Source organism: Nocardioides sp. (assembly GCA_037045645.1).
Lineage (GTDB): Bacteria > Actinomycetota > Actinomycetes > Propionibacteriales > Nocardioidaceae > Nocardioides.
This window is the reverse complement of sequence record JBAOIH010000004.1, coordinates 495111-521343: the sequence shown is the minus strand read 5'-3', so window position 1 is coordinate 521343 and position 26233 is coordinate 495111. Positions and strand designations below refer to the sequence as shown.

At 66.9% G+C, this 26233-nt stretch carries 31 protein-coding genes and 1 tRNA gene; 8 read left to right on the top strand and 24 right to left on the bottom strand.

Annotated features, from left to right (window positions below; translation table 11 throughout):
* Position 1: 1 nt before the first annotated feature.
* The 10 genes from V9G04_15915 to V9G04_15870 all read right to left on the bottom strand — a co-directional run bounded on the left by V9G04_15915 (position 2) and on the right by V9G04_15870 (position 8523).
* Positions 2-1165 (bottom strand): ABC transporter permease, encoded by a 1164-nt coding sequence (locus tag V9G04_15915; GenBank protein MEI2714731.1) that lies wholly within the window; start codon positions 1163-1165, stop codon positions 2-4.
* Positions 1162-2043: an ATP-binding cassette domain-containing protein gene (locus tag V9G04_15910; GenBank protein MEI2714730.1), complete on the bottom strand. Its 882-nt coding sequence runs from the start codon at positions 2041-2043 to the stop codon at positions 1162-1164. Before V9G04_15910 ends, V9G04_15915 begins: the two co-directional genes overlap by 4 nt.
* Before the next feature lie 24 nt (positions 2044-2067).
* Positions 2068-2532: a GtrA family protein gene (locus V9G04_15905; GenBank protein ID MEI2714729.1), complete on the bottom strand. Its 465-nt coding sequence runs from the start codon at positions 2530-2532 to the stop codon at positions 2068-2070.
* A gap of 10 nt (positions 2533-2542) precedes the next feature.
* Positions 2543-3547 (bottom strand): SGNH/GDSL hydrolase family protein, encoded by a 1005-nt coding sequence (locus V9G04_15900; GenBank protein ID MEI2714728.1) that lies wholly within the window; start codon positions 3545-3547, stop codon positions 2543-2545.
* 40 nt (positions 3548-3587) lie between these two features.
* Positions 3588-4118 (bottom strand): DUF402 domain-containing protein, encoded by a 531-nt coding sequence (locus V9G04_15895; protein ID MEI2714727.1) that lies wholly within the window; start codon positions 4116-4118, stop codon positions 3588-3590.
* A 273-nt stretch (positions 4119-4391) separates the two neighbouring features.
* On the bottom strand, positions 4392-5624 hold the full coding sequence (locus V9G04_15890) for a hypothetical protein (GenBank protein ID MEI2714726.1): 1233 nt from the start codon (positions 5622-5624) through the stop codon (positions 4392-4394).
* Positions 5625-5861: 237 nt separating this feature from the next.
* Complete coding sequence (locus V9G04_15885; protein MEI2714725.1) at positions 5862-6710, bottom strand: aminoglycoside adenylyltransferase domain-containing protein; 849 nt, start codon at positions 6708-6710, stop codon at positions 5862-5864.
* 41 nt (positions 6711-6751) lie between these two features.
* Positions 6752-7090: a type II toxin-antitoxin system PemK/MazF family toxin gene (locus V9G04_15880; GenBank protein MEI2714724.1), complete on the bottom strand. Its 339-nt coding sequence runs from the start codon at positions 7088-7090 to the stop codon at positions 6752-6754.
* Complete coding sequence (locus tag V9G04_15875) at positions 7081-7302, bottom strand: hypothetical protein (GenBank protein MEI2714723.1); 222 nt, start codon at positions 7300-7302, stop codon at positions 7081-7083. The genes V9G04_15880 and V9G04_15875 overlap by 10 nt, the downstream gene beginning before the upstream one ends.
* Before the next feature lie 24 nt (positions 7303-7326).
* The gene (locus V9G04_15870; GenBank protein MEI2714722.1) at positions 7327-8523 is read right to left on the bottom strand and encodes an acyl-CoA dehydrogenase family protein; all 1197 of its coding nucleotides are present in this window, start codon (positions 8521-8523) and stop codon (positions 7327-7329) included.
* Positions 8524-8656: 133 nt separating this feature from the next.
* Between V9G04_15870 and V9G04_15865 the strand changes: the two genes are divergently transcribed.
* The 4 genes from V9G04_15865 to V9G04_15850 all read left to right on the top strand — a co-directional run bounded on the left by V9G04_15865 (position 8657) and on the right by V9G04_15850 (position 14836).
* Positions 8657-9670 carry an iron ABC transporter substrate-binding protein gene (locus tag V9G04_15865; GenBank protein MEI2714721.1) on the top strand — a complete coding sequence of 338 codons (1014 nt, stop codon included), beginning with the start codon at positions 8657-8659 and terminating at the stop codon, positions 9668-9670.
* Between the two features lie 77 nt (positions 9671-9747).
* Complete coding sequence (locus V9G04_15860) at positions 9748-11238, top strand: iron ABC transporter permease (GenBank protein ID MEI2714720.1); 1491 nt, start codon at positions 9748-9750, stop codon at positions 11236-11238.
* Positions 11235-12293 (top strand): ABC transporter ATP-binding protein, encoded by a 1059-nt coding sequence (locus V9G04_15855; protein ID MEI2714719.1) that lies wholly within the window; start codon positions 11235-11237, stop codon positions 12291-12293. Before V9G04_15860 ends, V9G04_15855 begins: the two co-directional genes overlap by 4 nt.
* Positions 12294-12319: 26 nt before the next feature.
* Positions 12320-14836, top strand: coding sequence for an AMP-binding protein (locus V9G04_15850; protein ID MEI2714718.1), 2517 nt, complete (start codon positions 12320-12322; stop codon positions 14834-14836).
* Positions 14837-14883: 47 nt separating this feature from the next.
* On the opposite strand, the gene V9G04_15845 is transcribed toward V9G04_15850, so the two are convergent.
* Genes V9G04_15845 through V9G04_15820 form a run of 6 tightly spaced genes read right to left on the bottom strand, consistent with a single transcriptional unit; the run spans position 14884 to position 17930 of the window.
* Positions 14884-15219 carry a co-chaperone GroES gene (locus V9G04_15845; GenBank protein ID MEI2714717.1) on the bottom strand — a complete coding sequence of 112 codons (336 nt, stop codon included), beginning with the start codon at positions 15217-15219 and terminating at the stop codon, positions 14884-14886.
* A gap of 9 nt (positions 15220-15228) precedes the next feature.
* Positions 15229-15471: a DUF3618 domain-containing protein gene (locus V9G04_15840; protein MEI2714716.1), complete on the bottom strand. Its 243-nt coding sequence runs from the start codon at positions 15469-15471 to the stop codon at positions 15229-15231.
* Entirely contained in the window at positions 15468-16223 is a 756-nt protein-coding gene (locus V9G04_15835; protein MEI2714715.1) for an ABC transporter ATP-binding protein, read from the bottom strand. Before V9G04_15835 ends, V9G04_15840 begins: the two co-directional genes overlap by 4 nt.
* Positions 16220-16909: a cobalt ECF transporter T component CbiQ gene (cbiQ, locus tag V9G04_15830; GenBank protein MEI2714714.1), complete on the bottom strand. Its 690-nt coding sequence runs from the start codon at positions 16907-16909 to the stop codon at positions 16220-16222. The genes V9G04_15835 and cbiQ overlap by 4 nt, the downstream gene beginning before the upstream one ends.
* Positions 16909-17241, bottom strand: a complete 333-nt coding sequence (locus V9G04_15825; protein MEI2714713.1) for a PDGLE domain-containing protein — start codon at positions 17239-17241, stop codon at positions 16909-16911. Before V9G04_15825 ends, cbiQ begins: the two co-directional genes overlap by 1 nt.
* Complete coding sequence (locus V9G04_15820; protein MEI2714712.1) at positions 17238-17930, bottom strand: energy-coupling factor ABC transporter permease; 693 nt, start codon at positions 17928-17930, stop codon at positions 17238-17240. Before V9G04_15820 ends, V9G04_15825 begins: the two co-directional genes overlap by 4 nt.
* A gap of 88 nt (positions 17931-18018) precedes the next feature.
* On the opposite strand from V9G04_15820, the gene bcp reads away from it, so the two are divergent.
* A complete protein-coding gene (bcp, locus tag V9G04_15815; protein ID MEI2714711.1) occupies positions 18019-18489 on the top strand; it encodes a thioredoxin-dependent thiol peroxidase in 471 nt (156 codons plus the stop codon).
* A gap of 14 nt (positions 18490-18503) precedes the next feature.
* Here the strand turns inward: bcp and V9G04_15810 are convergent.
* From V9G04_15810 to V9G04_15795, 4 genes are all read right to left on the bottom strand, one after another.
* Positions 18504-18577, bottom strand: a tRNA-Leu gene (locus tag V9G04_15810).
* Positions 18578-18648: 71 nt separating this feature from the next.
* Positions 18649-19122: a hypothetical protein gene (locus V9G04_15805; GenBank protein ID MEI2714710.1), complete on the bottom strand. Its 474-nt coding sequence runs from the start codon at positions 19120-19122 to the stop codon at positions 18649-18651.
* A gap of 52 nt (positions 19123-19174) precedes the next feature.
* Positions 19175-19669, bottom strand: a complete 495-nt coding sequence (locus tag V9G04_15800; protein ID MEI2714709.1) for a hypothetical protein — start codon at positions 19667-19669, stop codon at positions 19175-19177.
* Between the two features lie 59 nt (positions 19670-19728).
* On the bottom strand, positions 19729-20163 hold the full coding sequence (locus V9G04_15795) for a hypothetical protein (protein ID MEI2714708.1): 435 nt from the start codon (positions 20161-20163) through the stop codon (positions 19729-19731).
* Between the two features lie 269 nt (positions 20164-20432).
* On the opposite strand from V9G04_15795, the gene V9G04_15790 reads away from it, so the two are divergent.
* Positions 20433-21302, top strand: coding sequence for a bile acid:sodium symporter family protein (locus V9G04_15790; protein ID MEI2714707.1), 870 nt, complete (start codon positions 20433-20435; stop codon positions 21300-21302).
* Here V9G04_15790 and rdgB read toward each other — a convergent pair.
* Genes rdgB through V9G04_15770 form a run of 4 tightly spaced genes read right to left on the bottom strand, consistent with a single transcriptional unit; the run spans position 21277 to position 24322 of the window.
* Entirely contained in the window at positions 21277-21897 is a 621-nt protein-coding gene (rdgB, locus tag V9G04_15785) for an RdgB/HAM1 family non-canonical purine NTP pyrophosphatase (GenBank protein MEI2714706.1), read from the bottom strand. The genes V9G04_15790 and rdgB overlap by 26 nt on opposite strands.
* The gene (rph, locus tag V9G04_15780; GenBank protein MEI2714705.1) at positions 21890-22594 is read right to left on the bottom strand and encodes a ribonuclease PH; all 705 of its coding nucleotides are present in this window, start codon (positions 22592-22594) and stop codon (positions 21890-21892) included. The genes rdgB and rph overlap by 8 nt, the downstream gene beginning before the upstream one ends.
* 22 nt (positions 22595-22616) lie before the next feature.
* On the bottom strand, positions 22617-23417 hold the full coding sequence (locus tag V9G04_15775) for an ABC transporter permease (GenBank protein ID MEI2714704.1): 801 nt from the start codon (positions 23415-23417) through the stop codon (positions 22617-22619).
* On the bottom strand, positions 23414-24322 hold the full coding sequence (locus tag V9G04_15770) for an ATP-binding cassette domain-containing protein (protein MEI2714703.1): 909 nt from the start codon (positions 24320-24322) through the stop codon (positions 23414-23416). Before V9G04_15770 ends, V9G04_15775 begins: the two co-directional genes overlap by 4 nt.
* A gap of 77 nt (positions 24323-24399) precedes the next feature.
* Here V9G04_15770 and V9G04_15765 point away from each other — a divergent pair, with 77 nt between their 5' ends.
* Both V9G04_15765 and V9G04_15760 read left to right on the top strand, forming a co-directional pair.
* Positions 24400-25566 carry a histidine kinase gene (locus V9G04_15765; GenBank protein ID MEI2714702.1) on the top strand — a complete coding sequence of 389 codons (1167 nt, stop codon included), beginning with the start codon at positions 24400-24402 and terminating at the stop codon, positions 25564-25566.
* Entirely contained in the window at positions 25563-26213 is a 651-nt protein-coding gene (locus V9G04_15760; GenBank protein ID MEI2714701.1) for a response regulator transcription factor, read from the top strand. Before V9G04_15765 ends, V9G04_15760 begins: the two co-directional genes overlap by 4 nt.
* Positions 26214-26233 lie beyond the last annotated feature (20 nt).

Below are 26233 nucleotides of genomic sequence, written 5' to 3'. Positions count from 1 at the left end.
CTCACTCGCTGGCTGCCCATGCCTGCCGCAACGAGATCTGTCCCTGGGTCTGCAACAGCGCCCGGCGATAGACCCGCTCGGCCACGACGACCGTGACCAGCGCGAAGGCGGCCAGCAGCCCCAACGCCAGCAGTGGCTCCCACCAGGCGACCCCACCCTCGATGATGCGTTTGGGCATCAGCACCGCCGAGATCGGCGGGATGTACGACGCGACGGTCACCGCGCGGCCATCGAGCATCAGACCGCCGAAGAAGATCACCAAGATGAGCATCGTCAGCGGCATCGACGTCGATTGGAGATCCTCGGTGCGCGACGCCAGCGCCCCGGCGACCGCCCACAGGCAGGCCAACGCCAAGAAGCCGGCGACGAAGAAGGCAAGGAACCAGGCGACGGGGCCTGAGATGTCGGGCACGAAGTCCGCATACGACGTGAAGCTCATCCCGATCAGGCCGACCGCGGCATAAAGGGTCATCTGGATCAGTGCGAGCACCGTGTTGCCGATGACCTTGCCCGCGAGCAGATGGCGTACGGGAATCGAGGACGCGATGATCTCGGCAATCCGGCTCTGTTTCTCCTCCACGACCGAGTTGGCCAGTTGCATCCCGAAGATCAATGCGGCCATATAGAAGAGGAACACGAACGCGAAGCCGACGACGTCGGCGATCTGGGACCGCTCGGCATCCCCTCGCAGAAACTCCTCCTGGAGAGTGGTGCCGGCTTCGAGTTCGCCGATGCTGGTGCCTGCCGCAGTGGCCCGCTCGCTGACGAGTTGGGACCGGATCACAGCCTGTGCGACGTCGTGGAGTTCGTCCTCGGCCGACGACTCGGTCGTGAGCACCCAGCCGTCGTCGCCCTCGTGCAGCCAGGCTTCGACCTCCTTGTCGCGCACGAGTCGCTCCGCGGCGGCGTCGTCGCGGACCTCGACGAGGTTGATCTTGACTTTGTCGTCAACCTGCGACGCGGCCCCGGCGACGAGTTGACCCATTGGCTGACTCTGCGGTGTCACCGCGAGCGCGACCTCGGTCGTACGTTGGCCCATCCAGCCCTGGAAGACCAAGAAGCCCGCGATCATCGCCACCGTCGCGAGCGTGCCGATCAGGAACGCCTTGTCGCGCATCTTGACGGCCACCTCACGGCGCATCACCAACGTCCACGGCGCGCTCACGCGGTCACCCCTCGATAGACCTCGGCCAGCGTCGGGATCACCTGGGCAAACTCGGCGACCGGACCGCGCGTGGCGGCCTGTGCCAAGACCAGCTGCTCGGCACCGGGTTCGCGTACGTCAAACGTTGCGGCACCCTGAGCCAGCGACACCACGTCGATGCCTGCGCTCTGGTGGACCCAGCTCAGGTCTCCGGGTGCGGCAAGGCGATAGCGCGGGACCTCGGTCGTACGAAGTTCGTCGGCAGTGCCTGCCGCCACCACGCGACCTTTGGACAACACGACCAGGCGGTCGCAGAGACGTTCGACGAGATCGAGTTGGTGGCTGGAGAAGAGCACGGGGACCCCACGCTCGGTGTGCTCGCGCAGGAGGTCGACCATCGAGTCGACCGCTGCCGGATCGAGGCCGGAGAAGGGCTCGTCCAGGATCAGCGCGGTCGGCTGGGAGAGCACGGCCGCGATGATCTGGACGCGTTGTTGGTTGCCCAGGGACAACTTCTGCACGGCTTCTCGCTCACGATCAGCCAGGCCGAACCGATCGAGGTGTTCGCGCGCCGACTGCCGTGCCTGGTTGCGCGACATCCCCTTGAGTTCGGCGAGGTAGACCAACTGGTCGAGGATCGGTTGCTTGGGATAGAGGCCGCGCTCCTCGGGCATGTAGCCGAAGCCGCGTCGATCCAACCGAGTGATCGGCCGGCCGTTGCAGCGGACCTCTCCCTCGTGGATGGCTAGCACGCCCATCAGCATCCGCATCGTGGTGGTTTTGCCGGCGCCGTTGCCTCCGACAAAACCGGTCAAGAGTCCGTCGGGGACACCGAACGAAATGTGGTCGACCGCCACGATCTCGCCGAACCTCCGAGTCAGTCCGTCAAGTTCAATCACGCGCCCGAGGGTAGTCAGATAGCCCTAAGTCGCGCGGGCCCCGTCCTCGCGTCGGACGTTGAAGATCCACTGTCGGGTGAGCACGAATCGAGCAGCATTGCCCAGTCCCAGCCCGATGATGTTGGCACTGATGTTGTCCGACAGTGGGTCGTCCAGGCCAAAGAGGTTGCGGCTGATCCACAAGCAGGCGAGCGGGATCAGCATCGTGGCCAGGTTGATCAAGACGTACGCCGTGCGCCCGCCGTCCACATGGGTGGTCTCGCGATGCCGGAACGCCCAGCCACGGGTTCCCCGATAACTGATCAGCATGCCGACGGTGTTGGCCAGCACGTACGCCAGTGCGGGCTGCCGGTTGAGCGGGGCCTCGTACGCCGTGCTGAAGCCATGCACCAGCAGGTTGAAGAGGATGACGGCGACGATGGTGGCGCCGAGGCCGACCATGAGATAACGCCAGACCTCACCGAGAAGTCGGCGCCACTGCACGCTCACGCGTTGCAGGCTAGCCGTCGGGGTGCCGAATCCTCCGATCCTCGCCGAGCGCTCGCAACTCCTCAGCGGCCTCGACCTCGGCCGGCGTGGGCTCCGGATCGAGCGGTCGTACGCCTTCTCGAACCCGCCTCCCGCCGTCCCACCAACGAGCCAACCGACGACCGAGTTGGGCCACCGTGTCGGGATCGAGGCCGGCCGCAGCGGCCTTCGCGAGAGCGTCGGGAGAGTCCAACCGTGGCAGGGAGCAGCTCGGCGCGGGTCCGCGTTGGTCGGCTCCCTCCTCGAGCCGGACCTCGGTCGTGATCGCGCTGCGCCGGGCGCCCAGGTGTGCCGCGAGGATGTCCGCGTACGCCTGGTGGCCCTGGGGACTGGGATGGAAGGACTCGTCGACCGGCAGCATCAGACCATTGACGTACGCCATGGTCGCGCACACGTCGTGGCCGTCGAACTGTGCTCGCACGTCGAGGCACTCGATGCCGGCCTGCTCTGCGGCGGCCTGGATGACCTCGGCGATGAGGTCGGCCGTGGCGTTGAGCGCGGTGAGTTCTGCTGCGGTGAAGAAGGTCAGTGGTTGGCAGTCGACTGTGCTGAAGAGCCGCGGATAGGTCGCGACGACGATGCGGGCGTGTGGTGCCTTCGTCCTGATCTCCGCGTAGACCTCGGGCAGGGTCCGTGTGAGTTGGGTCCGGATGATCTGCTGAGCGCCGCGGATGGCGGCCATCCCGTCGGCCAGCCAGCTGGGCGAGGCTGCCCTGCTGACCACCGTTGCGAACCCGGCGTCGTTGCCGCCGATCGTCAGGGTCACCGTTTGAGTCTGGTTGGTGAGTGCGCCGAATTGCGTACGCCGCATCGAGTCGATGATGGCGCCGCTGCACGCCTGGTAGTCGAGGCCTTGTTGCAGCGCCTGCGCGAGCAGCGGTGGATAGCCGTTGCGGCCTCGAAAGCACAGCCCGCGCCGGTCTCCTCCCCCGACGCCTGCCGAGTAGGAGTCTCCGAGGGCGACGTAGGGCTGCATGGGGACAGGATGTCGTACGGACCCTGGTGTCGACGCGCGCTCAGCGATCGCGAGAGCGCAACACCTCAAGCCAGTGTCGGCCTCGCTCGCCGAAGGGCTCGTGGCGGTCTTCGACGCGTGGGAGAAGTTCGTCAGCGGCGTCGATAGCAAGCTGCGCGTGCAGCTCGTGAAGGTGATCAGCCTCCACGAGTGCGTTGAGTTCGTCGCGATCCACGATGCCGGAGCGTCCATCAGCGGCGCGGAAGAGATCCAGCTCCAGGTCGAGGAACGTCCAGGTCTCGTTCGCGAAGGTGACCGGTGCGCAGATGTCCACGGTGAGGTCGGTTTCGTCGGTGAACCAGAAGGCGACGATCCACCAGGCGTGCGCAGTGATCAGCCAGACCGCGTCGTCGGGTTGGCTTTCGGACTGGCCGTCGGGCTGGGTCACGGGGGTGCCACGTAGGGACCCGACCCAGGTGCCGTATTCGTCCTCGCCCAGTCTCTCAACCGGCCAACTGAAGGTGTCGTGGGCATGCCCGTCGATCACCGAGATCTTCCGCTTTTGGATCTTCTGCTTGTGGAGGCGAGGCACACCGCATCATGCCTGGGACGATCCTCGTCGGGCTATGGGGTAGAGGTCGACGCCGTCTGGCGACTCGTAGATCATCTGGGCGTGTTCGGGTCGATGCGGCGGGTGCCGGTGTGGTCGACCAGGACGCCGAGGCCGTGTGGGGTGAGCCAGACGTATCTGCCGTCGCCGGCTTGTCTGGACTTGTAGCCGGCATGGGTTTTCCACCGGTGATGACGCCTGCCCAGAGGCCCGCTGTTGTGGGTGCCGGTCTGCCCGGGCGGATCTCGACCGTCTTCACCGTGTTGGTAGGGGGTGGGGTGGTCGTAGTCGACCTTCCGCGAGGTCGAGGTGGCCCAGGGCCAGTAGTCCCCGCCGGTGATCAGATGGACGCGTTCCTTCAACGCTTCGGGGTGCTCGTACGCGGTGGACCGGACCCGGTCGGACAGGTCCAGCACCGGCTTGACCGTCACGTCCGCACGCCCGAGCAGGCTCTGGAGTTGAGACAGGGTGTGCGGGCCCGAGTCCTTCGACCCGGGCGACACCCGTGGTGCCGTTGAGGACGGCCTGGTGGAGGTGGACGTAGAGCACGACCTTCGGCGCCAACGGGGTCAGGTCCATGCTCTTGAGTGCAGCCAGGACGTCGGCGGGGAACGCCAGCACCCGGTTCACGTGGCCCGGACCGTCCCCCACGACGGCGTCGCCGAGGTCGAGATCGAGGACGGCATCGGTCTCCGCGTCGGTGTCGGCTGGGTCGGGGGTGGTGTGTTCGAGGAGGAGTTGGAGGAGTTCGGTGGGGCGGGCCAGCCACCCGAACGCCACCGCCCGGACTTCATCCACGCCCGCGTCGGGCATCGACGGTGCCAGGATGTCGGCGACCCGGGCGATGACGGCGTCGACATAGACCGCGTCACCTGCCTCCACGCGGGCGATGATCGTGCGTAGCCCGTACTCGTCGGTGCGGCCCAGCCCGACGTAGCGGCGTTGCTTCTCGGCCTCTACACGGGCCTGGTGGGCCTCAGGGTCGGCCTCGATGATCTTGGCTTCGGCAACCTCTAAGACCCGGCCAGCGGATTCGCGGTCGATGACCCTCGCGATCGCGGCATCCACGACACCGACCCGGTCGAGTGGGAGGCGGCGGGAGAGTTTCGCGACCCGCCTCGCGACCCACACTTCAGCCTCACCGGCCACACAACGCCGCCACACCCGCGGCAACCGATGCTGCAGATCGAGCACATCCGCCAGGGCGTTGCGGGTGGCCGTGTCCCCGGTGCCGCGGGCGATCGCGATCTCCCCCAGGCTGAAGTCCTGCACCGACGGCGTACCCTCCCCGCCGACCTGGACCAGCACATCGCCCAGGATCCGGGCATGCCGCCCGTACGGCCCGTCCGCCGGATCGGACGCGTGTAGGCCGGCCCAGTGCGCGAGCACCTCCAGATCCGCCACCTCAGCCAACCGGCGCGACCGCACCGCGCCAGTCGCGGCAGCCAACGTGGCCGCCGCATCCAGTGTGGTGAGATCGGGATTCATAACCATCACGCTAGAGGCGACCACCGACATTCAGACGCCCGGAAGACCCTCATCCACAAGGCAAAACGAGGTCGTTACCCAGTCGTGACGTGGTTTCGAGACGCGCGCAACGCGCGCTCCTCAACCACCGGGAACGACGCCCGGTTCCGAGCCCTTCGAGCCCTTCGAGCCCTTCGAGCCCTTCGAGACGCCGACTACGTCGCCTCCTCAGGAACCAACGCCGACTACGCCGCCTCCTCAGGAACCAACCACCGGTGGCACCACGGGGCGTGCGGCGGCTGCCACGACCAGGGGCACCATCGCCTCGATGAACTCCCGCGTTGGCGCCACCGACGCCGGATCGCCCTGACGATGCACCCGCTCCCACGGATCGGGGCGACTGGCGATCGCAGCCTCGATCAGCGCGCCGAACCGGTCAGGCACCACCGACAAGCACCAACGCGCGGCATCGGCCTTCCCCGCAACCGCACCGGTGGACGCCGTATAGAGCAGTCGACAACTGCTCAGAACCTCGTGCGGCTGACCCCACGCGTTGGCGAGATAATCAGGATCCTCGAACGCCTCACGAGCACGCGACTGCGCCAGCCGTGCGACTTCCGAACGCAGGGCAACCAACGGCACGTCGCCGATCAGCGAGGTGGCCGAACGACCCGAGATGGTCAGTCCCCGATTGCGCAACACCCAACGAAACACCTCAGTGTTGTCGTGGGTCGACCACTCCATCTCACGGCTGCCGTTGTTCACATACAGCCACGGCTCGTCCGAGGCTCGTGCCGCCAGCGACGGCAGCGAGACGTACGACCCCTCCAGGTTGTGCGCCCAGTGCTCGACACGGTCGGGCAATGAACGATGCAGCGACCGGACATCGGCTTGTGCAGAGTCCGACAACGGCTCCGAGGTCACCACCAAGAAGTCGACGTCTGCATGGAAATCGCCGGCCCCCAACGCAAACGATCCCTTGAGATAGACGCCAACGACATCACCCACGGCTTCTCGGACGCCAGCGTCGAGCGCGGCCAATGTCGTACGCAGCAGGTCGGCCTCGCCGGGAGCCAGTTGCGCCTCCAACTCAGGCAGGTCATTCACACCCGGGATGCAACCGGGCGCGCCGATGCTCGCGCAACCGCTTAAATGAGGTAGTCGAGGAGCCACCGGCGTACGCCAGCCAGCGTCGCCGCATCCACACAGCCACTCAGTGCGGCAAACCGCTCTCGCGACACCACTCGCACCTGCTCGGTCATCGCAAAGGTTTCGCGGCCCAGTCCGTGCTCACCCGTGACCCTGATGTGGTTGTCCCATCCTCGATCAACGGTCGTCAGCGGCACCACGAGCGCCAGCGTCGCCACCGTCTCTAGATAGTCCACATTGCTGACCACCAGCACCGGACGGCGACCTCTCTGCTCGCGGCCGACCGATGGGTCTGGCGATGCCCAGAGCACCGCCCCGGGCTCGACCGTCAGTTCCACGCGTCAGACTGCCACTCGGCCGCTTCATCGCCGTACGAGGGGTCGGGTGGCCGCTGCGAGATCTGCTCGCGCACGCGCGCAAACCGCTCTCGGCGCGCCTCCTCTTCCAAAAGCGCCTCAAGGTGCTCACCCAACGTGCGACCGTGACGCGCAGCGCTCGCCTTCAGCCGATCGCGCAGAGCCATCGAGACCTTGATCGTCGTGGCAGTCATACCACGAGCATACCGCGCTGGTGCTTACTCGACGGGCAGACCGAGCCCACGCGCGATCAGCATCCGCTGCACCTCCGAGGTGCCCTCGCCGATCTCCAAAACCTTGGCGTCGCGATAGAAACGTACGACCGGGTATTCCTCCATGAACCCATACCCACCGAAGATCTGAGTGGCGATGCGGGTCGCGGTGACGGCCGACTCGGTCGAATAGAGCTTGGCAACGGCAGCGGCCTGCTTGAAGGCACCGACGGACACCGAGGCGCCCGCGTCCAAGGCGTCCTTCATCGCCGCGGCCTTGTACGTCAACAGTCGCGACGCATCCAGCATCACCTGGAGGTCGGCGATCTGAAATGCGACGCCCTGCTTGCGCCCGATGGGCACACCGAACGTCTGGCGCTCCCCTGCGTACGCCAGCGACAGGTCCAGGCAGGCCTGGATGCACCCGACGGCGAGCGCGGAGATCGCGACCCGGCCGTCGTCCAAGGTGGCGAGGAACTGGGCATACCCGCGGCCCCGCTCGCCCAACAAATGCGACTCTGGGACCCGGCAGTCCGAGAAGGTCAGCGGGTGCGTGTCGGAAGCGTGCCAGCCGAGTTTGTCGTACGCCTTCTCGGCCGTGAAGCCGGGCGTGCCGGCAGGCACGATCAGCGTCGAGATCTCCGCCCGGCCGTCGTCTCGTGACCCGGTCCGGGCGGTGATGTTCACGACCGACGTAATCGACGATCCCGAGTTGGTGATGAACTGCTTGGCGCCGTTGATGACCCACTCACCGTTCTCCAGGGTCGCCCTCGTACGCGTGGCTCCCGCATCAGAGCCCGCACCGGGTTCGGTGAGACCGAAGCCCGCCAGCGTCTGACCGGCCACTAAAGAAGGGAGCCATTCGGCCTTCTGCTCGGCCGTGCCGTAGGTGAGAATCGGATTGATCCCCAGGCCGACGGCGGCCTCCAAGGTGATGCCCATCGACTGGTCGACTCGACCGATCTCCTCGATGGCCAGGCACAGCGACGTGAAGCCACCGTCCTCACCTGCCAGACCGGACCCGCCGTACTCCTCCGGAGCGGTCAGACCCATCAGCCCGAGCGCGCCCATCTGCTGCACGACATCGACCGGGAAGTGGTGGTCTCGGTCCCACTGCGCCGCATGCGGGGCGATCTCACCTTGCGCGAACTCGCGCACCGTACGCCGGAATTCTTCATGCTCACGGGACAACTCGAAGGTCATAGGGCCACGGTAGCCGGATCTGGTTAACGATCGCTAACCGAAGTGCCGCGCAAATCACAGTGGGAGCCGATTTCCACCCCAAGGAGGCGGGGCTTAACGTTAGGCGAACCTAACTACTTGGAAGGTCCCCCTCGTGTCGTTCAAGACCCGCACTGCGATCGGCGTCGCCGTTGCCGCCCTCGGCCTGCCGCTCCTCAGTTCGTGCAGCATCCTCAACCCGCCCGACCTGGTCGTCTATAACGCCCAGCACGAGGAACTGCTCAACGAGATCGTGCCGATCTTCGAGAAGGAGACCGGACTCGACGTCGAGTTGCGCAACGGCAAGGATCTCGAACTGGCCAATCAGATCGTCGCCGAGGGCAAGGACTCCCCCGCCGACGTGTTCCTCACCGAGAACTCGCCTGCGATGACGATCGTGGACAACGCCGGGCTCTTCGCCAAGGCCCCCGAGCAGTCGTTGAAGGACATCCCGGCCGAGTTCGTGCCTGCTGATCAGAACTGGGTGGGCTTCCTGGCGCGCTCGACCGTCGCGTTCTACAACACCGACGAGATCACCGAGGCAGAGCTGCCCAAGTCGATCCTCGACTTCGCCAAGCCCGAGTGGAAGGGCAAGGTCGCCTTCTCTCCGACCGGCGCCGACTTCCAGGCGATCGTCAGCGCGGTGCTGGCCACCCAAGGCGAAGACGCCACCAAGCAGTGGCTCGACGGTCTCAAGGCCAACGGCGTGATCGTGCAGAACAACCTGGTCGTCCTGCAGAGCGTCAACTCAGGTGACGTCCCGGCGGGCATCGCCTACCACTACTACTGGTTCCGCGACCAGGCCGAGGCGGGCGAGAACTCCGACAGTTCCAAGGTGCACTTCTTCGGTAACCAGGACCCCGGAGCATTCGTCTCGGTGTCCGGCGCCGGAATCTTGAAGAGTTCCGAGAAGTCCGCCAACGCGACGAAGTTCCTGGAGTTCCTCACGGGAGTCGAAGGCCAGCAGGAGATGGCCGATTCGTACGCTCTCGAATACCCCCTCAACCCCGGGGCCACCGACCCGAAGGGCGTCAAGCCGTTCGATGAACTCGACCCGCCGACCGTCGACCTGGCCGGCCTCAACGGCCCGAAGGTCGTGGAGCTGATGGAAGGCGCCGGACTCCTCTGACCATCCTCGACCGCCCCCTGACCGAGCCGACCGACAGCCGACCGACCCGGACGACGACGCGCGCCCCGAAGTCCCTGTTGGCCATCGGAGTGCTCGTGGCTGCGATGGCGCTGATCCCGCTGGGCTTCGTCCTGTACGGCGCGATCACGACCGGGCCGGCGGAGTCGTGGCGCGTCCTGGCGCGGCCAAGGATCGCGATGCTGCTGGCCAACACGCTGAGCCTGGCGACCGTATGCATGCTCGCCACAGCCCTGATCGGGGTCGCACTCGCCACGCTGGTCGCGCGCACGGACCTGCCCGGGAAACGGCTCTGGCACCCACTCTTCGTCGCGCCGCTCGCGGTCCCCGCGTTCGTCAACGGGTACGCCTGGGTTTCGCTCGATCGCTCGATGATGGGCTTCGACGGCGCCTTCCTGGTGACGACACTGTCCTACTACCCGCTGGTCTACCTGCCAGTCCTGGCGAGCTTGCGAGGCCTCGACCCCGCGCTGGACGAGTCGGCGTACTCCCTGGGCCGCGGCACCTGGGCCACTTATCGCACGGTGATCCTGCCCCAACTCCGACCGGCGATCCTCGGTGGTGTCCTGCTGGTCGGGTTGCACCTGCTCGCCGAGTTCGGCGCGTTGGCCCTGCTCGGTTTCCCGACCTTCACGACCGCGATCTACGACCAGTACGGCTCCACGTTCAACGGCTCGGCCGCCACCATGATGGCCGGCGTCCTGGTGCTGTGCTGTCTGGTGCTGCTCCTGGGCGAACTCAAGTTGCGCGGTCACCAACATCTCTCCCGACTCGGCCAGGGCAGCAAGCGCAAGCCTCGGATGTGGCGTCTCGGTGTCGCCAAGGCCCCGGTCGCGGCAACCTGCGCCGCACTGGTCGCCCTGGCCGTCGGCGTCCCGACGTACGCACTGGTGCACTGGCTGCGCGTCGGCGCCTCGACTGCCTTCCCGATCGGCGAACTCACCCGCGCCGCCACGACGACCGCGACTCTCGCGCTGGTCGGCGCCGTCTTCGCGACCGTGGCCGCCCTGCCCGTGGCCTGGCTGGCCGTACGACACCGTTCGCGGACCACGATGGTGATCGAACGCAGCACCTACGTCGCCAACGCGCTGCCCGGCATCGTGGTGGGGCTGGCTCTGGTGATCGTGTCGCTGCGCCTGGCCCCTGCGCTCTACCAGACCGCACTGCTGCTGATCGTGGCGTACGCGATCCTCTTCCTGCCGCGCGCGATGGTGTCGGTGCGCGCCGGGCTCGAGCAGGCACCTCCCGTACTCGACGACGTGGCGAAGAGCCTGGGCGTCAGTCCGCTCGAAGCGGCCCGTCGGGTGACCCTGCCCCTCATCCTGCCCAGCCTCGGGGCGGGGGCGGCGCTGATCTTCCTGGCGATCTCCACCGAGCTCACCGCGACCTTGATGCTGTCGCCGATCGGCACGCACACGCTGGCTACGGAGTTCTGGTCTGCCAGCGCGGACCTGCGCTACGGCGCGGCTGCTCCGTACGCCCTGCTGCTCGTCCTCGTCTCGATCCCCGCGACCTGGCTGCTCACCCGGCAGGAGAGACTGGACCCATGACCGGCTTGGCGATCGCAGGCGTCACGAAGTCGTTCGGCGACACCCTTGCGGTGAGCGACGTGACTCTCGACGTGCCGAGCGAGTCGATCACCACGGTGCTCGGCCCCTCCGGCTGCGGCAAGACCACGCTGCTGCGCCTGATCGCCGGCTTCCTCGACCCGGATGCGGGCACCATCGCGTTCGGGGACCGCGTCGTGGCGAGCGGACGCAAGAGCGTGCCGCCGCAGAAGCGCAAGGTCGGGTACGTGCCCCAGGAGGGCGCGCTCTTCCCGCACCTCGACATCGCCGCCAATATCGGCTTCGGCTTGCCGCGATCCCAACGCGGTGGAGCCCGGATCGCCGAGATGCTGGATCTCGTCGAACTTCCCGCGGCGTACGCCTCGCGTCATCCGCACGAACTCTCCGGCGGTCAGCAACAGCGCGTCGCCCTGGCTCGCGCGCTAGCCCCGAACCCGTCCGTGGTGCTGCTAGACGAACCCTTCAGCTCGCTGGACGCGACCCTGCGCGCCAGCACCGGACGCTCGGTCGTACGCGCCTTGCGTGCCGCTCGTGCCACCGCCGTCTTGGTGACCCACGATCAGGACGAGGCGCTGTCCCTGGCTGATCAGGTCGCCGTCATGCGCCAGGGCGATCTGGTCCAGGCGGCCTCACCGCGCGAGGTCTACCGCGCCCCGACCGACCCGACGGTCGCCCGCTTCGTCGGCGGGGCGACCGTACTGCGCGCCGACATCGTCGACGGATTCGCCCAGACCATGCTCGGGCGGCTTTCGGTGCAGTCCGGCTTCGCTGACGGTCCGGCGGAGGTGGTCGTACGCCCCGAGCAGTTGCGCCTGGTGGCGCATGGCGACGGTCCCACCGGACGCGTCGTCGACGTCTCCTTCTATGGCCACGACTCCGACGTCAGGTTCGACCTGGTGCCGGGTGGGCCGACGTTGGTGGCTCGGATGAACGGCCTGGAAGCGCCGGAGCCTGGCGACGACGTGGTCGTGACCATCGCCGGCGCCGGGTACGCCTTCCCGGTCAACCCCACCTTCGACGAGCCGGCTTCCGATTAGGTAAGGCTTACCTTTAGGATTCCCGGGTGTCGCCAGTCGTCTCGCTTCCTCGCGTCCGCGCGCACAGCGTCTTCGATCTGGCCGCGCACGGCGAGCGGGTCGCGCTGCGTACGCACGAGGGCGAGTTGTCGTACGCCGATCTGGCGGCTCGCGCCGCCGATGTCGCCGAGACCCTCGGCGGCACCCGTCGGCTCGTGCTGATCGAATGCGCCAACACCCTGGACACCCTGATCACGCTGCTCGCCGCACTGCAGCACGGGCACGTCGCCCTGCTGGTCCCACCCGGACGCGACCATGTCGACCTCATGGCCCGCTACGACCCCGACGTGGTCGCCGGTGAGCGGCTCGGCCGGTGGCGACTCACCGCACGGCGCGCGGGCACGGCACACCAACTGCATCCCGATCTGGCCCTGCTGCTGAGCACGTCGGGATCGACCGGCTCGCCCAAACTGGTCCGGCTGTCGTATGACAACCTGCGCGCCAACGCGGCCGCGATCGCCGACTACCTCGACCTGACCCCGGCTGACCGCGCCATCACCGCGCTGCCACTGCATTACTGCTATGGCCTGTCGGTCGTCACGTCCCACCTCAGCGCGGGCGCCGCGGTCACACTGACCGAGCTCAGTGTCGTCGACGACTGCTTTTGGCAGCTGGCCGCTGAGTCGGGCGTGACCAACCTGGCCGGGGTGCCGTACACCTTCGAACTCTTGGAGCAGGCCGGGCGCCAAGACCTGCACGCTCTCGCCCCGACGCTGCGTCTGGTCACTCAGGCCGGCGGTCGGCTCGCGCCCGAACTCGTCCGCGCGTGGGCCCAGCGCGGGCGCCGCCAGGGGTGGGACCTCGTGGTGATGTACGGCCAGACCGAGGCCACCGCGCGGATGGCCTTCCTGCCCGCGGCACTGGCGACGACCCGCCCGGAATCGATCGGCGTGGCAATTCCCGGTGGCACCTTGCGCCTGGACCCGGCCGCTGGGCAGTCTGACGGTGTCGGTGAGTTGGTGTACGCCGGGCCCAACGTGATGCTCGGGTACGCCGAGTCCGCCTCCGACCTGGCCGAGGGCGCGAGCCTGACCGAGTTGCGCACCGGCGACCTGGCCCGCGAGCGCGATGGCCTCTTCGAGATCGTGGGACGGTTAGGGCGCCACGCAAAGCTCTTCGGCGTACGCCTCGATCTCGCGCGCATCGAGAGGGCTTGCGATCCGGGCGTGGTCTGTGTCGCCGGAGAACATCTCCTCCACGTCTTCGGTGAGCGCAACCAGATCGCGGCTCGCGCCGACGAACTGCGCAGCCGGGCGGCTCACGCGGCCGGCCTGCCACCGACCGCGGTGCGCGTCACCGCAGTGGACTCGCTGCCGCGCACGAGCAGTGGCAAGCCGGACCTGGCCGGACTGGGCACGCAGGCACGCGATCTCGAAGAGCGCCGACCCACAGCCGACCCAGCCGACGCGGGCGACCTCTTGGAGGCGCTCGTCGCCGACTTCGCGCTCGTGCTCGGCCGCGACGACGCTACCCCGGCGAGCACCTTCGTCAGTCTGGGCGGCGACTCGCTGTCGTACGTCGAACTCGCCACTCGCCTCGGTGATCGGCTCGGCGAACTCCCCACGGGCTGGCACCTCACCCCGATCCAGGAGTTGGCGACGCAGCAAGCGGCGAACACTCGCAGCCGGGTCGACACTTCGGTCGTCCTGCGCGCCCTGGGAATCTTGGCCATTGTCGGCAGCCACGCCAATCTCTTCATGATCATGGGCGGCGCCCACGTGCTCTTGGCCGTCGCGGGCTTCAACCTCGCCCGCTTCCAACTGGGAGCGACAGCGCGCACAACCCGACTGCGCCACGGCCTGGCGAGCCTGGCTCGCCTCGTGGTGCCCTCCACCTTGTGGATCGGGGGCGTGGCGCTGCTGACCGGCTTCTACACATGGCCCACCGCGTTCTTCCTCAACGGACTGCTCGGCAGCGACCTCTGGACCGACCAGTGGCAGTTCTGGTTCCTGGAGAGCATCGTGTGGGCGACTCTCGGCGTGCTGGCGCTGCTCAGCATCCCCGCCCTGCACCGGCTCGAACGACGCCGGCCGTTCGAGTTCGCGCTCGGCATCCTGGCCGTCACCTTGGCCATGCGCTATCTCTGGGTCGGCATCATCGCCGGTTCACCTGCGCGGTACGCCCTTCCGGCGGTCGCCTGGTTCATCGCCTTGGGCTGGGCCGCGGCTCGCGCCGACTCTCGCAACCGGCGCCTGCTGGTCTCGGTACTGGGCGTGGGCGGCCTGATCGGCTTCTTCGGGTTCGACCTCGAAGACTTCGCCCGGATCGCGCTGATCGCAGGCGCTGTCTTGTTGCTGATCTGGCGCGCCACCGTGCCGGTGCCCCGCTCACTGGTGAAACCGCTGAGCGTGGTGGCCAGCGCCTCCTTGTTCATCTATCTGACTCACTGGCAGGTCTACCCGCATCTGGAGGACGACTTCCCGCTCCTCGCGACGATCGCCTCCGTGTTGGTGGGGATCGCCTATTACCGGGTGATCCGGCCGCTCTTACGCTTCACCCCATGAAGCGAATCTCGCGCGCCCGAAGCGCGTGATCGCAGGGCGAGAGTGCGTCAGAGGTAGAGCCCCGTCGCGTTGTCACCGAGGCGGTCTGCTGCCACCGCATGCACGTCCCGCTCGCGAATCACGACGTACACCTCGCCGTGCACCTCGACTTCTGCCTTGTCCTCCAGGTCGAAGAGCACCTTGTCGCCGGCCTCGACCGAGCGTGCCTGCGGGCCGACCGCGATCACGCTGGACCACGAGAGTCGTCGCGCCCCCAAGGCCGCCGTGGCCGGGATGACGATACCGCCTGACGAACGGCGTTCTCCGGCTTCCTTGTCGACCTCGACGAGGACCCGGTCGTGCAACATCTTGATCGGCGTCTTGCCGAGTGCAGCCTTCACCATGAAGCGGCGTCAGCGCGCGATCTTGCGGATGATCGCAAACACCACGACCACCGCGACCACACCGCCGACGACCTTCATGATGTTGTCGGTGCGCGGGGCGCCGTCAGCCGCGACGAAGTGCGCCTTCGTGGTCTGCATCTGTCGGTCGGCGATGGTCTTGGGACTGGCACGGTGGATGAGCTGGTCGATGTTGTCGGCGAGGTTGTCGCGCAACTTCTCGATATCGCGCTCGAGGTCCTGAGGGCTGCTCACGGGTTCAGGTTAGCAATCAGATCGGGGTCGAAGCCCACAGGGAGTTCGAGTCGGTGCGCTGCCATGAGTTCGGGGTCGGTCAGGATCGCCCGGGTCGAGTCGTCGGCGACCACATGTCCGTCGCTGAGCAGCACCGACCGGGGACAGAGCTGGAGGGCGTACGGCAGATCGTGCGTGACCATCAGCACCGTGACGTCCAAGCCGTCCAAGATGTCGGCGAGCTCGCGTCGGCTGGCTGGGTCGAGGTTGGACGACGGCTCGTCCAGCACCAGGATCTCGGGCTGCATCGCAAGCACGGTGGCGATGGCGACGCGGCGGCGTTGACCGTACGACAGGTGGTGCGGTGGACGATCGACGAAGTCGGCCATCCCCACGCGTTCCAGGGCGGCCATCACGACCTGGTCGAGTGCGGCGCCTTTGATGCCCAGGTTGGCGGGACCGAAGGCCACGTCTTGGCGCACGCTGCCCATGAAGAGTTGGTCGTCAGGATCTTGGAAGACGATCCCCACCCGCCTGCGGATCTCCTGCAGGTTGGCCTTCGAGACCGGAAGTCCGCTGATCGCGACACTGCCTGCCCCGGCGGTCAGGATGCCGTTGAGGTGCAGGACGAGGGTGGTCTTGCCTGCTCCGTTGGGACCGAGCAGGGCGACCCGCTCCCCCGGATGCACGTGCAGGTCCACGCCGAAGAGCGCCTGGTGGCCGTCCGGGTAGGCGTACGCCAGGCCCTGCACGTCGACGACGGGAACACTCACCGGTGCGTCCCTCGCAGCCCCTCGGGCAGCTTCCCCTGATAGCCGCGCGACAACATCGCCAGGTGCACGCGCTCGCCGCGTTCGTACGACCTGATGAAGAGTGCGCCCATCGACCGCGCCAGCGCGGGCCAGTGTCGAGGTGAGCGTGGCTCATAGCCGCGCGAGCGCATCGCGACCAGCATCCGTGACAGGTCTGCTGTCACGACGTCGAGGTAGCGGATCATGAAGCCCATGATCTGCACCAGCAGGTCGGGCATCCGCAAGCGTTGCAGACCTCGCAGGGCGTCGTCAGGCTCGGTGGTCGCAGCGAAGGTCAGCGCGGCCAGCACGCCGAGGGTGCCCTTGACCAGCAGCCCCCAGGCTGCGATCAGGCCAGGCTCGGAGACCGTCAAACCCAGCACTTCGGTGCGTGGGCCGTGGGAGATGAAGGGCACCAACACCGCGAAGATCACAAACGGCACCTCGATCCACAGCCGCTTGGCCAAGAAGGTCACCGGCACCCGAGACAAGCCGACGCCCAGCGCGAGAAAGAAGCTCCAGACCGCGAAGACGGCGTACCACTCCCGAGGGGTCGCCACCACGAGAAGCATGAAGCCGACGAGGCCGAGGATCTTCAGGTGCGCGGGAGCACGGTGCAGCGGGCTGTGCCCGTGGAAGTGCAGCCGGTGACCGTGCCCAGCTCCCATCAGCGGGGGTCCGACGCGGGATCCGAGGCAGCATCTGTGTGCGGGTCGCGGCGGCGCACGGCGTACGCCAAACCGCCCGCGAACAGCAGCGTGATCGCCACGCCCGCAACCCCGGCCAGACCGCCCGCAGCGCGCTCGTTGCCCACGCCCTTGACCGAGTAGTCGGCCATCGGTCCGTCGCCGGCGGCGTGCTCGTCTGCACTGTCGAGGAAGCCGGTCTTCTCGGCCACGAACTCCAGGCCGTCGGGGTGGCTGGAGGCATAGAAACTCACCCCACCCGCGACGAACAACGTCACGAGCAGCGCGGCGAGGAAGAATGCCTTGCGGGTCATCGAGCGGCCTCCGTACGACGAATCTCCAGTGGACGAGCATCCAGCATGGACCTGGCGCCATAGACGAGGTCGGGACGCGCCGCGATCACACTGGCGACCACCAGTCCGGTGATCAGAGCCTCGCCTAGGCCGATCAGGACGTGCCACCCCAGCATCGCCGTGGTGACTGCTCCCAGCGAGACCGGCGCCTGCCCGCCGACGGCGAAGAGCCCGACGAAGGCCAGCGCGGTGACCGGCACCGACACGAAGGCTGCCACCGCCGACGCGATCGGCACCGAGGCCGTCACCTTGGGCAGCACCGCACGGATCATCGCGAAGACCGCCCAGCCCACGGGCACGGCGACCAGCGAGAAGAGCGTGATGTTGGTGCCGAGCGCGGTGATCCCACCGTCGGCGAAGAAGAGTCCTTGCACGAGCAACACCACCGCCAAGCACAACGCGCCTGTCCAGGGACCGACCAGCACGGCGGCCAGCGCGCCACCGAGAAGATGCCCGCTCGTGCCGGCGCCGACGGGGAAGTTGATCATCTGAGCGGCGAAGATGAAGGCGGCGACCAGACCAGCCATCGGAGCCGTACGGTCGTCCAACTCCTTGCGAGCACCACGCAGCGCCACCGCCACCCCCGCCGCGGCCACCACACCGGTAGCCACCGAGGTCGGGGCGTCGAGAAAGCCGTCGGGCACGTGCATGGGCACTCCTAAGGTGTCTGGATCTCGCTACGCTGAACGCTCCACCCACGATGTTATTGCAAATGACTTGCAATAAGGAGACCCGCCCATGACCGACCGTCTCGTCCCCGGCGACGCCGCTCCCGACTTCACTCTCCCGACCGACGACGGCTCGACGGTCTCGAAGGCCGACCTGCGTGGCCGCAAGGTGATCGTCTACTTCTATCCCGCCGCGATGACTCCGGGCTGCACCAAGCAGGCGTGCGATTTCAGCGACAACCTGTCCTCGTGGAAGGCCGAGGGCTACGAGGTCATCGGGATCAGCAAGGACACGCCCGCCAAGCTCGCCAAGTTCCGCGAGCGCGACGGGCTGAGCATCACGCTGGCCTCCGACCCCGACCTGACCGTGCACAAGGCGTACGCAGCTTTTGGGGAGAAGAAGCTCTACGGCAAGCTCGTCGAGGGTGTCATTCGCTCGACGTTCGTCGTCGACGAGGAGGGCAAGATCGCGGTGGCGCAATACAACGTCAAGGCCACCGGGCACGTGGCGAAGTTGCGTAAAGACCTCGGGCTGGCCTGAGACAGGAGTGGTCGTACGCCCGGCGAGACTCGAACTCGCACTGGCCAGGACCTAAACCTGGTGCCTCTACCAATTGGGCTACGGGCGCGCGGGAGCAGTCTAAGCCTCGCTCGGCGCAGAGAGCCGGTGCACCAGTGCGATGTCGTCACCCGCTCCGACTCATGGTCGGGATCCCGACGGAGGCCAGGCCCCCATTTCCGTGCAGGTCTCTTCGTCGTACTGGCACACACCCCCGCGGTACTTCCAAGCACCCTTCTCCACTACGAGGACGATGAGCTCCTTCTTGCCCTTGGTGTCGGTCAGGCGCACCAGTGCGATGTCGTCACCTTGCATCCCAACCCAGCGGAGTTTCGCGATGCGGGTGGGCTTCGGGGGGCTGGCGGCGTACAGGTCCTCCGCGATTTCGCGGCACGAGTTGCGGCCCGGAGTGTACGCATGTAGGTACTGGGCGAGTCTTTTCATGTACTTCTTGAAGTCCCGCGCAATGTTGGGGCACACCATGTCGGGGTCGGTCGCGGTGATTCCCTCGATGACGGTCCGCACAACCACCGTCGGCGAGACGCTGGGCGATTTCGCAGAGGCCGCGTTGGCAGCCGCAGCAGGAGGCAGAGCCGCGAGGAGCGACACTGCCATCAAGAGGCTCAGAAGCCGAAGGGTTGGGTTCACAGGCCGCGCCGGGGAGCGGCTAGGCCGACGGTGGCCAGGCGTGTTCTGCGCAGGTCTGTTCATCGTACCTGCACACGCTTCCGCGGACTTTCCAGGCGCCCTTCTCCAAGACGAGGACCCAGAGCACTTTTCGACCCTTGTTGTCCACGAGGCGCACTAGTGCGATGTCATCGCTTTGCATCCCGACCCACCGGATCTTCGCGATGTGGGTCGGCTTCGGGGGGTAGGCAGTGTAGAGATCCTCCGCCACCTCCCTACAGGTGTCGCGCCCCGCGAAGTATGCACCTTGGTAGATGGCGAGTTGCTTCATGTACTTCTTGAAGTACCGCGCAACGTTGGGGCACACCATCTCTGGGTCGCGTGCCGCAACACCCTCGATGACCGTGCGCAAGACCTCGGTTGGTGAGACGCTGGGCGAGGCAATTGAGGTTGCACTGCTCGACGCGGCGGGAGGCACGACCACGATCAGCGACCCTGCCGTCAACATAGCCAGGAGCCGGATAAGGCGTTTCATCGTGTCCATTGTGTACCGCACGCACCGCCCCGTCAGCACTTCGCGTCGACATTGTTGTGCTACATGTTCTGCCAGACCCGGACCCAGTCGACCTTGGTGACCTCGGATTGTCCTGCCGCGCCGGTGTTTTGGAAGGTCCTGTTTTCGTAGTCGCTGACGAGTTGGCTCAACAACAGGTATTCGGGCGTGTTCGAGACTGCCTTCCGTGGTCGTAGGACGACTTCGCCGTCGATGCGGAAGACGTATCCGCCGTTGGGCAGAAGCGTGCCGAGGCTGTCGGTGTGGCCAGGACCGCGCCACTCCACCGAGAACACATGCCACTTCGAGCTCCAGTATTCGTCAGCTGAGCCATCTGGGGAGTTGTTGGTGTTGAGGAGCCGCAAGGAGTTCAGGAGCTTTCCACCCCGCGGGATGCGTTTCCCGTCCGCGTCGAGCTCGTACGCTTGCGCATTCATGGGGCTTTCGGGGGTGCGGTCGTGGCCGAACCATTCCATGACGTCGACTTCGGCTCCGGCTGCGGGGTTTCGGGATGACTAGTCCCTCGTCACCGCCTCGTGTGCCCGATGACGACGACACTCGGTTCCCGAGGGGTGATCGCAACCGGCCTCAAACTGTTTCTATGTTTCGGGCCGCGTCAGACATTCCGGCGAAATAGCCAGGTGCCGAGTTCCGCGCCGATGGCGAAACCGGTCTCGCCCGTCCGCTAAGCCTCGATCCACCGATGAGCCCGGTGACCCGGGTGGATCGACGCTAGGGTCCCGCCATGGACTCAGCCCTCACCAGTGTCGGACTTCCGTTAGCCCTCGGGCTCGTGATGTTCGGGCTCGGCCTGAGCTTGACCGTCGCCGACTTCACCCGGATCGCGCGCGCACCCAAGGCAGTGGCGATCGCCTTGGTCTGCCAGATCGTGTTGCTGCCTCTGGTCGCGTTCGGGCTAGTACGCCTCTTCGACCTGCCGTGGCAGCTGGGCGTCGGAATGATGCTGCTCGCGGCATCACCGGGTGGCACCACGGCAAGTCTCTTCAGCCACCTGTTTCGTGGCGACGTCGCCCTCAACATCAGCCTGACCGCGATCAACACGGTCATCGCGGTGGTCACGCTGCCGCTGATCACCAGCCTGGCGATCAACTACTACGGCGAGGAAGGCGACGTGGCGATGCCCTTCTCGGAGGTGCTCAAGGTCTTCGTGATCATCTTGGTGCCCGTCGGGATCGGCATGCTGGTCAACGCCCGCGCCCACGGCTGGGCGGCGCGGATGGACAAGACCGTACGCATCGGATCGGCGATTGTGCTCGCAATCCTCGTGCTGGGGATCTTGGTAGCCGAACGCGCCAACGTGACGAAGTATCTGGGCCAGGTAGGTCTGATCACCGCGATCTTCTGCGCGATCAGCCTGCTGGCGGGCTATTACGTGCCCCGACTGCTGGGAGTCGGCGGGCCGCAAGCGATCGCCTCATCGATGGAAATCGGCGTCCACAACTCGACACTGGCGATCGTGATCGCCACCTCGGTGTTGAAGAACACCGAGATCTCGGTGCCCGCGGCGGTCTATTCGCTGATCATGTTCCTGTTCGCCGCGCTGTGGGGCTCGTGGGTGTCCAAGCGGGTCAGCGCAGAGCCTGAGCGAGTCTAGGAGCCAGTGCTCGAAGCGCCCTGCCGCGATGTGAGATCGCGTCCTTCTCGGCGACGGTGAGTTCGGCCGACGTACGCCCGGGCCTGTCAGAGGCGTCGGTGTCGCGGGCCACGAAGAGCACGTCGTAGCCGAAGCCCCCGCTCCCCCGAGTCTCGCGGATGATCCGACCGTCCATCCGGCCCTCTTCGACCAACTCGGTGCCGCCCGGCAGACACACGGCGATCACGCACGCGAAGTGAGCGCCGCGACGCTCGTCCGGCACGTCGGCGAGTTGGTCGAGCAGCAGTGCGTTGTTGCGCTCGTCGCTTTTCGGCTGGCCCGACCAGCGCGCGCTCAACACGCCCGGCATGGCGTTGAGCGCATCGACGCACAGACCCGAGTCGTCGGCCACGGTCGGCAACCCCGTTTGCGCCAGACCAGCACGGGCCTTGATCAGCGCATTGTCGGCAAACGTGGCGCCGTCTTCGACCGGCTCGTCGTACGCCGACACGTCGCCGAGGCCGAGCACGCGTACGTCCGGCACCAGCGGCGCCAGGATCCGCTGCAACTCGGCGAGTTTCTTGGCGTTGTTGGACGCCAGGAGCAGGTCAGGCACCTAGGGCCTCGCGCTGGAGCCGGGTGAGGTCAGCGCACCCCTTCTCGCCGAGCGCAAGCAGAGCATCGAGTTCGGCGCGGTCGAAGGGTGCGCCCTCCGCGGTGCCTTGCACCTCGATGAACTTGCCGTCCCCGGTCATCACGATGTTCATGTCCGTCTCGGCCCGCACGTCCTCGACGTACGGCAGATCGAGCCGGGGCACGCCGTCGATGATGCCGACCGAGACCGCGGCGACCGAGCCGGTCAACGCCTCGGACTTGCCCAGCAACGCGGCGGCGTCAGCCAGTGCGACGTACGCCCCGGTGATCGCGGCCGTACGCGTCCCACCGTCGGCCTGGAGCACGTCACAGTCGAGCTGGATGGTGTTTTCCCCCAGCGCCTGGTAGTCGATGACCGCCCGCAGTGAGCGGCCGATCAGCCGCGAGATCTCGTGCGTACGACCGCCGATGCGGCCCTTGACCGACTCGCGGTCCGAGCGGGTGTTGGTCGCGGCGGGGAGCATCGCGTACTCGGCGGTCACCCAGCCGAGCCCGGAGCCCTTGCGCCAGCGCGGCACTCCCTCGGAGGCGGATGCCGCACAGAGCACCCGCGTCTTGCCGAACTCGATCAGCACCGAGCCCGCCGCGTGGTCCAGCCAGTCGCGGGTGATCTTGATCTGTCGGAGTTCGTCGTCGGCTCGTCCGTCTTCGCGCGTCATGACGGCGATCCTATGAGTGGGGCTACTTGACCTCGGCGCGCAGGATCCGCCAGATGCCCAAGCCGAGCGGCAGGACCAGCCAGAGGAACCCGCTGACGAGCAGTTGTCCCCACTGCTCGCCACTGATCGGGCCGTCGTAGAGGGGTCCTTGCGCGGCCTGGAAGTCGATCCACGGCGCGAAGTCGGCGAACCACACCATCAACGCGGAGCCGATTGCGATCAGGGAGGGAAGCACCCACTTGTAGACGAAGTAGACGACGATCGCCGCGGGCGTGTTCAAGAACAGGCACGCCAGCGCGAAGCCGCCGATCATCGCCAGACTCTGAGTCAGCGCGAACGCCCCGAGCACCCGCCATTCGGCCTGCCAGTCAGCCTCACCCTGGAAAGCGCCGTAGAGAGCGTTGCAGACTGCCGCGGAGATCAGCGCGATCAGGATCGTCGCGAACGTCAAGACCAGGCCAGCGGCGAGCTTGGCCCCGATGACGCGGCCTCGCCGGGGTTCCAGGGTGAAGGTCGTCATCGCCGTGCGCTGGCTCCACTCGCTGGTGACCAGCATGATCCCGACCACGGGAAGCAGGATCGACGACACGAACGCGAAGATTCCGGTGAAGTCCGAGAACTTCATCGGCTGGTCCTGGACGACCACGACGATCAGCGCGATGGCCTGGGCAAAGGCCCCCAGTCCGAGCGCGATCGCGAGCAGCCAGCGACCCGCCAAGGTGTCGTACATCTTGCGCACCTCGACCCCGACGAGCCGCATGAAGGGCACCGCTGGGGTGTCGCCGATCCGCAAGGTGTCGAGTTCGCCCATCGCGGTGCTCATGCGCTGACCTCCACCGATTCGCGGGCGGTTGCTGAGGTGAGTTCCAAGAACAACTCCTCGAGTCCTGCGGCAAGGTGCCTCAGTTCCAACAGCACCACGCCATGTTTCAACGCCAACTCGCCGATCCGCCTGGCGGGCGCCTGCGCCTCGATGCCGCCGTCGAGGGGGCGACACGAGATGCCTTCACTTTCGAGAACAGCCGCGAAGGCAGCCTTGTCCACACAATCGACATAGCTCGCCTCTGCTTGTCGGCCGTCGAGGAGTTGAGTTCGGGTGCCTTGCGCGACGATCCGCCCATTGCCGATCAGGATCATCTCGTCGGCGACCTGCTCCACCTCGTGCAGCAGGTGGCTGGACAACAGCACGGTGCCGCCGCGATCGGCGTACCCCTTCAACAAGCCACGCATCCAGCGGATGCCAGCCGGGTCGAGACCGTTCGCGGGCTCGTCGAGGATCAGCACGGACGGATCGCCGAGCATCGCGTGCGCGATGCCGAGGCGCTGTCGCATCCCGAGGCTGTAGTTGCGTACGCGCCGCTTGGCCTCCTGCGGCGTCAGGCCCACCACCTCGAGCATCTCCTCGACCCGGCTCGACGGCAGACCCATCAGCCGCGCGCCCAGCGACAGCACCTCCCGCCCGGTACGACCGGCGTGCTGTGCCGAGGCGTCGAGCAGGACGCCGATGTGCCGCCCCGGGTTGGGGATCTCGCAGTACGCGTGTCCGCCGATCGACACCGAGCCGCCGGTGGCAGGGGTAAGCCCGACCATGATCCGCATCGTGGTCGTCTTACCGGCGCCGTTAGGCCCCAGGAAGCCGGTCACCGCGCCGCGACGACACTCGAACGACACCTCATCGACCGCGATGAACTCGCCGTACCGTTTGGTCAATCCCTCCGCGACAATCACGCGAGCCATTCTTACGGGTGAGGTGGCGACCACCAAAGTGACCACTGACTGTGTCACGAGAAACTAAAGTCCCTGCCGTGGACCGCGCGCTTCCGGAGCAATACCAGCCAGAGATCACTCTGGCCGGTCGCCTCTGGCGCCTGGTCGGGATGCTCGTGATGAGCTCGATCTTCTGGTCCTGGGCGGTCCAGGACCAGTGGCAGCACCAGCGCTACCGCTTCTGGATCGACATCGCTGTCGGCATCTCGGCGTACGTTCTGGTCAACTGGCGTCGCCGGTTCCCACTCTCGATCGCATTGCTCCTCAACGTCTCCGCCGGCGTCTCGGCGCTGGCCGGTGGACCGGCCTTGCTGGCCGCGGTCTCCGTCGCGACCCGCCGCTACCCCCGCGAGATCATCCCGCTCTCGCTGGTGATCCTGAGCGCCTCGATGTTCTTCAAGGAGTATCAGCACATCGACGCCGGCGAGATCGTGGAGTGGGAGGCGTTCTTGATCACGGTCGCCTTCGTCCTGATCCAGATCGGCTGGGGCCTCTACATCGGATCGCGCCGCGAGATGTACTTCCAGTTGCGTCGCCGCGCGGAGCAGGCCGAGGCCGAACGCGACGAGCGGATCGGACGCGCGCGCGAACAGGAGCGCGCTCGGATCGCGCGGGAGATGCACGACGTGCTGGCGCACCGCATCACCCAGATGTCGATGCTGTCGGGTGCGATGGCGGTGCGTACCGATCTTGACGCCGACGCCCTGCGCAAGGTCGCCGTCACCTTGCAACACACGGCAGCCAGCGCCATCGACGATCTGCGCGGCGTTCTCGGTGTCCTGCGCGACCCGGCCTCCGGCCAGCAACTCACACCGCAGCCGACCTATCAGGACGTACGCACGATGGTCGACGACTGGCGTAGGTCCGGAGCCAATGTTCACCTGAACGAAGACATCACCACGGACGGGGCGGACGTGCCTGATCCCCTGGGCCGCGCGGTCTATCGGATCGTCCAGGAGGGACTGACCAACGCGGCTCGTCACGCACCCGGCTCGCGCGTCTCGATCACCGTCACCGGAGGCCCGGGATCCGGACTCACGGTGCGGGTGACCAACCCCGAGGGCTTCCGCCGGGCGGACACCTCGGGCAGTCGCCTGGGCTTGATCGGGTTGCGTGAGCGGGCTCAACTCAGCGGCGGGCGGTTGACCCACACGTCGCAAGGAGGCCAGTTCGTGCTGGAAGGGTGGTTACCGTGGGGGACATGATCCGAGTGCTCCTCGTCGACGACGACCCCTTGGTGCGCTCCGCCTTGTCGATGATGCTGGGTGGGCAGGACGGGATCACGGTGGTCGGCCAGGCCCCCGACGGCGCGCAGGGCGTACGCATGGCGCGCGAGCAGCGTCCCGACGTCGTGCTCATGGACATTCGGATGCCCCTGCTCAACGGGATCGATGCGACCGCGCAACTGCACTCCCAACCGGACCCGCCACGCGTGTTGGTGCTGACCACCTATCAGGCCGACGACTACGTCCTCGACGCGCTCGCCGCCGGTGCCGACGGCTTCCTGCTCAAGGACACGCCTCCGGAAGGGATCATCGACGCCATCGTCAAGGTCGCCTCGGGCGAGGCCGTGCTGGCCCCGACCGCGACCCTGGCCGTGGTCGAACACGTGCGCTCGATTACCGGCAGCTCACGTACCCATTCGGCTGTCGAACGTCTCGACTCCCTCACCGCACGCGAGCGCGAGGTCGCCATCGCGGTCGGTCACGGCAAGACCAATGCCGAGATCGCCAGCGACCTGTTCTTGTCGGTGCCGACGGTCAAGGCGCACGTGTCGCGGCTCTTCGAGAAACTCGACGTGACCAATCGGGTCCAGATCGCCATGATCGTGCACGACGCCGGCCTGGTCTGAGGAGTGAGCCGGAGGTAGGC

What these genes read in the sequence shown, in the direction of transcription:
- V9G04_15855 (MEI2714719.1), top strand. Translation starts at nt 11,235, where the DNA reads ATGACCGGCTTGGCGATCGCAGGCGTCACGAAGTCGTTCGGCGACACC.
- V9G04_15790 (MEI2714707.1), top strand. Translation starts at nt 20,433, where the DNA reads ATGGACTCAGCCCTCACCAGTGTCGGACTTCCGTTAGCCCTCGGGCTC.
- V9G04_15795 (MEI2714708.1), bottom strand. Translation starts at nt 20,163, where the DNA reads ATGGAATGGTTCGGCCACGACCGCACCCCCGAAAGCCCCATGAATGCG.
- rph (MEI2714705.1), bottom strand. Translation starts at nt 22,594, where the DNA reads ATGACGCGCGAAGACGGACGAGCCGACGACGAACTCCGACAGATCAAG.
- V9G04_15900 (MEI2714728.1), bottom strand. Translation starts at nt 3,547, where the DNA reads ATGCAGCCCTACGTCGCCCTCGGAGACTCCTACTCGGCAGGCGTCGGG.
- V9G04_15820 (MEI2714712.1), bottom strand. Translation starts at nt 17,930, where the DNA reads ATGCACGTGCCCGACGGCTTTCTCGACGCCCCGACCTCGGTGGCTACC.
- V9G04_15825 (MEI2714713.1), bottom strand. Translation starts at nt 17,241, where the DNA reads ATGACCCGCAAGGCATTCTTCCTCGCCGCGCTGCTCGTGACGTTGTTC.
- V9G04_15875 (MEI2714723.1), bottom strand. Translation starts at nt 7,302, where the DNA reads ATGACTGCCACGACGATCAAGGTCTCGATGGCTCTGCGCGATCGGCTG.
- V9G04_15870 (MEI2714722.1), bottom strand. Translation starts at nt 8,523, where the DNA reads ATGACCTTCGAGTTGTCCCGTGAGCATGAAGAATTCCGGCGTACGGTG.
- V9G04_15775 (MEI2714704.1), bottom strand. Translation starts at nt 23,417, where the DNA reads ATGAGCACCGCGATGGGCGAACTCGACACCTTGCGGATCGGCGACACC.
- V9G04_15805 (MEI2714710.1), bottom strand. Translation starts at nt 19,122, where the DNA reads ATGGCAGTGTCGCTCCTCGCGGCTCTGCCTCCTGCTGCGGCTGCCAAC.
- cbiQ (MEI2714714.1), bottom strand. Translation starts at nt 16,909, where the DNA reads ATGGGAGCTGGGCACGGTCACCGGCTGCACTTCCACGGGCACAGCCCG.
- bcp (MEI2714711.1), top strand. Translation starts at nt 18,019, where the DNA reads ATGACCGACCGTCTCGTCCCCGGCGACGCCGCTCCCGACTTCACTCTC.
- V9G04_15890 (MEI2714726.1), bottom strand. Translation starts at nt 5,624, where the DNA reads ATGAATCCCGATCTCACCACACTGGATGCGGCGGCCACGTTGGCTGCC.
- V9G04_15845 (MEI2714717.1), bottom strand. Translation starts at nt 15,219, where the DNA reads ATGGTGAAGGCTGCACTCGGCAAGACGCCGATCAAGATGTTGCACGAC.
- V9G04_15760 (MEI2714701.1), top strand. Translation starts at nt 25,563, where the DNA reads ATGATCCGAGTGCTCCTCGTCGACGACGACCCCTTGGTGCGCTCCGCC.
- V9G04_15800 (MEI2714709.1), bottom strand. Translation starts at nt 19,669, where the DNA reads ATGAAACGCCTTATCCGGCTCCTGGCTATGTTGACGGCAGGGTCGCTG.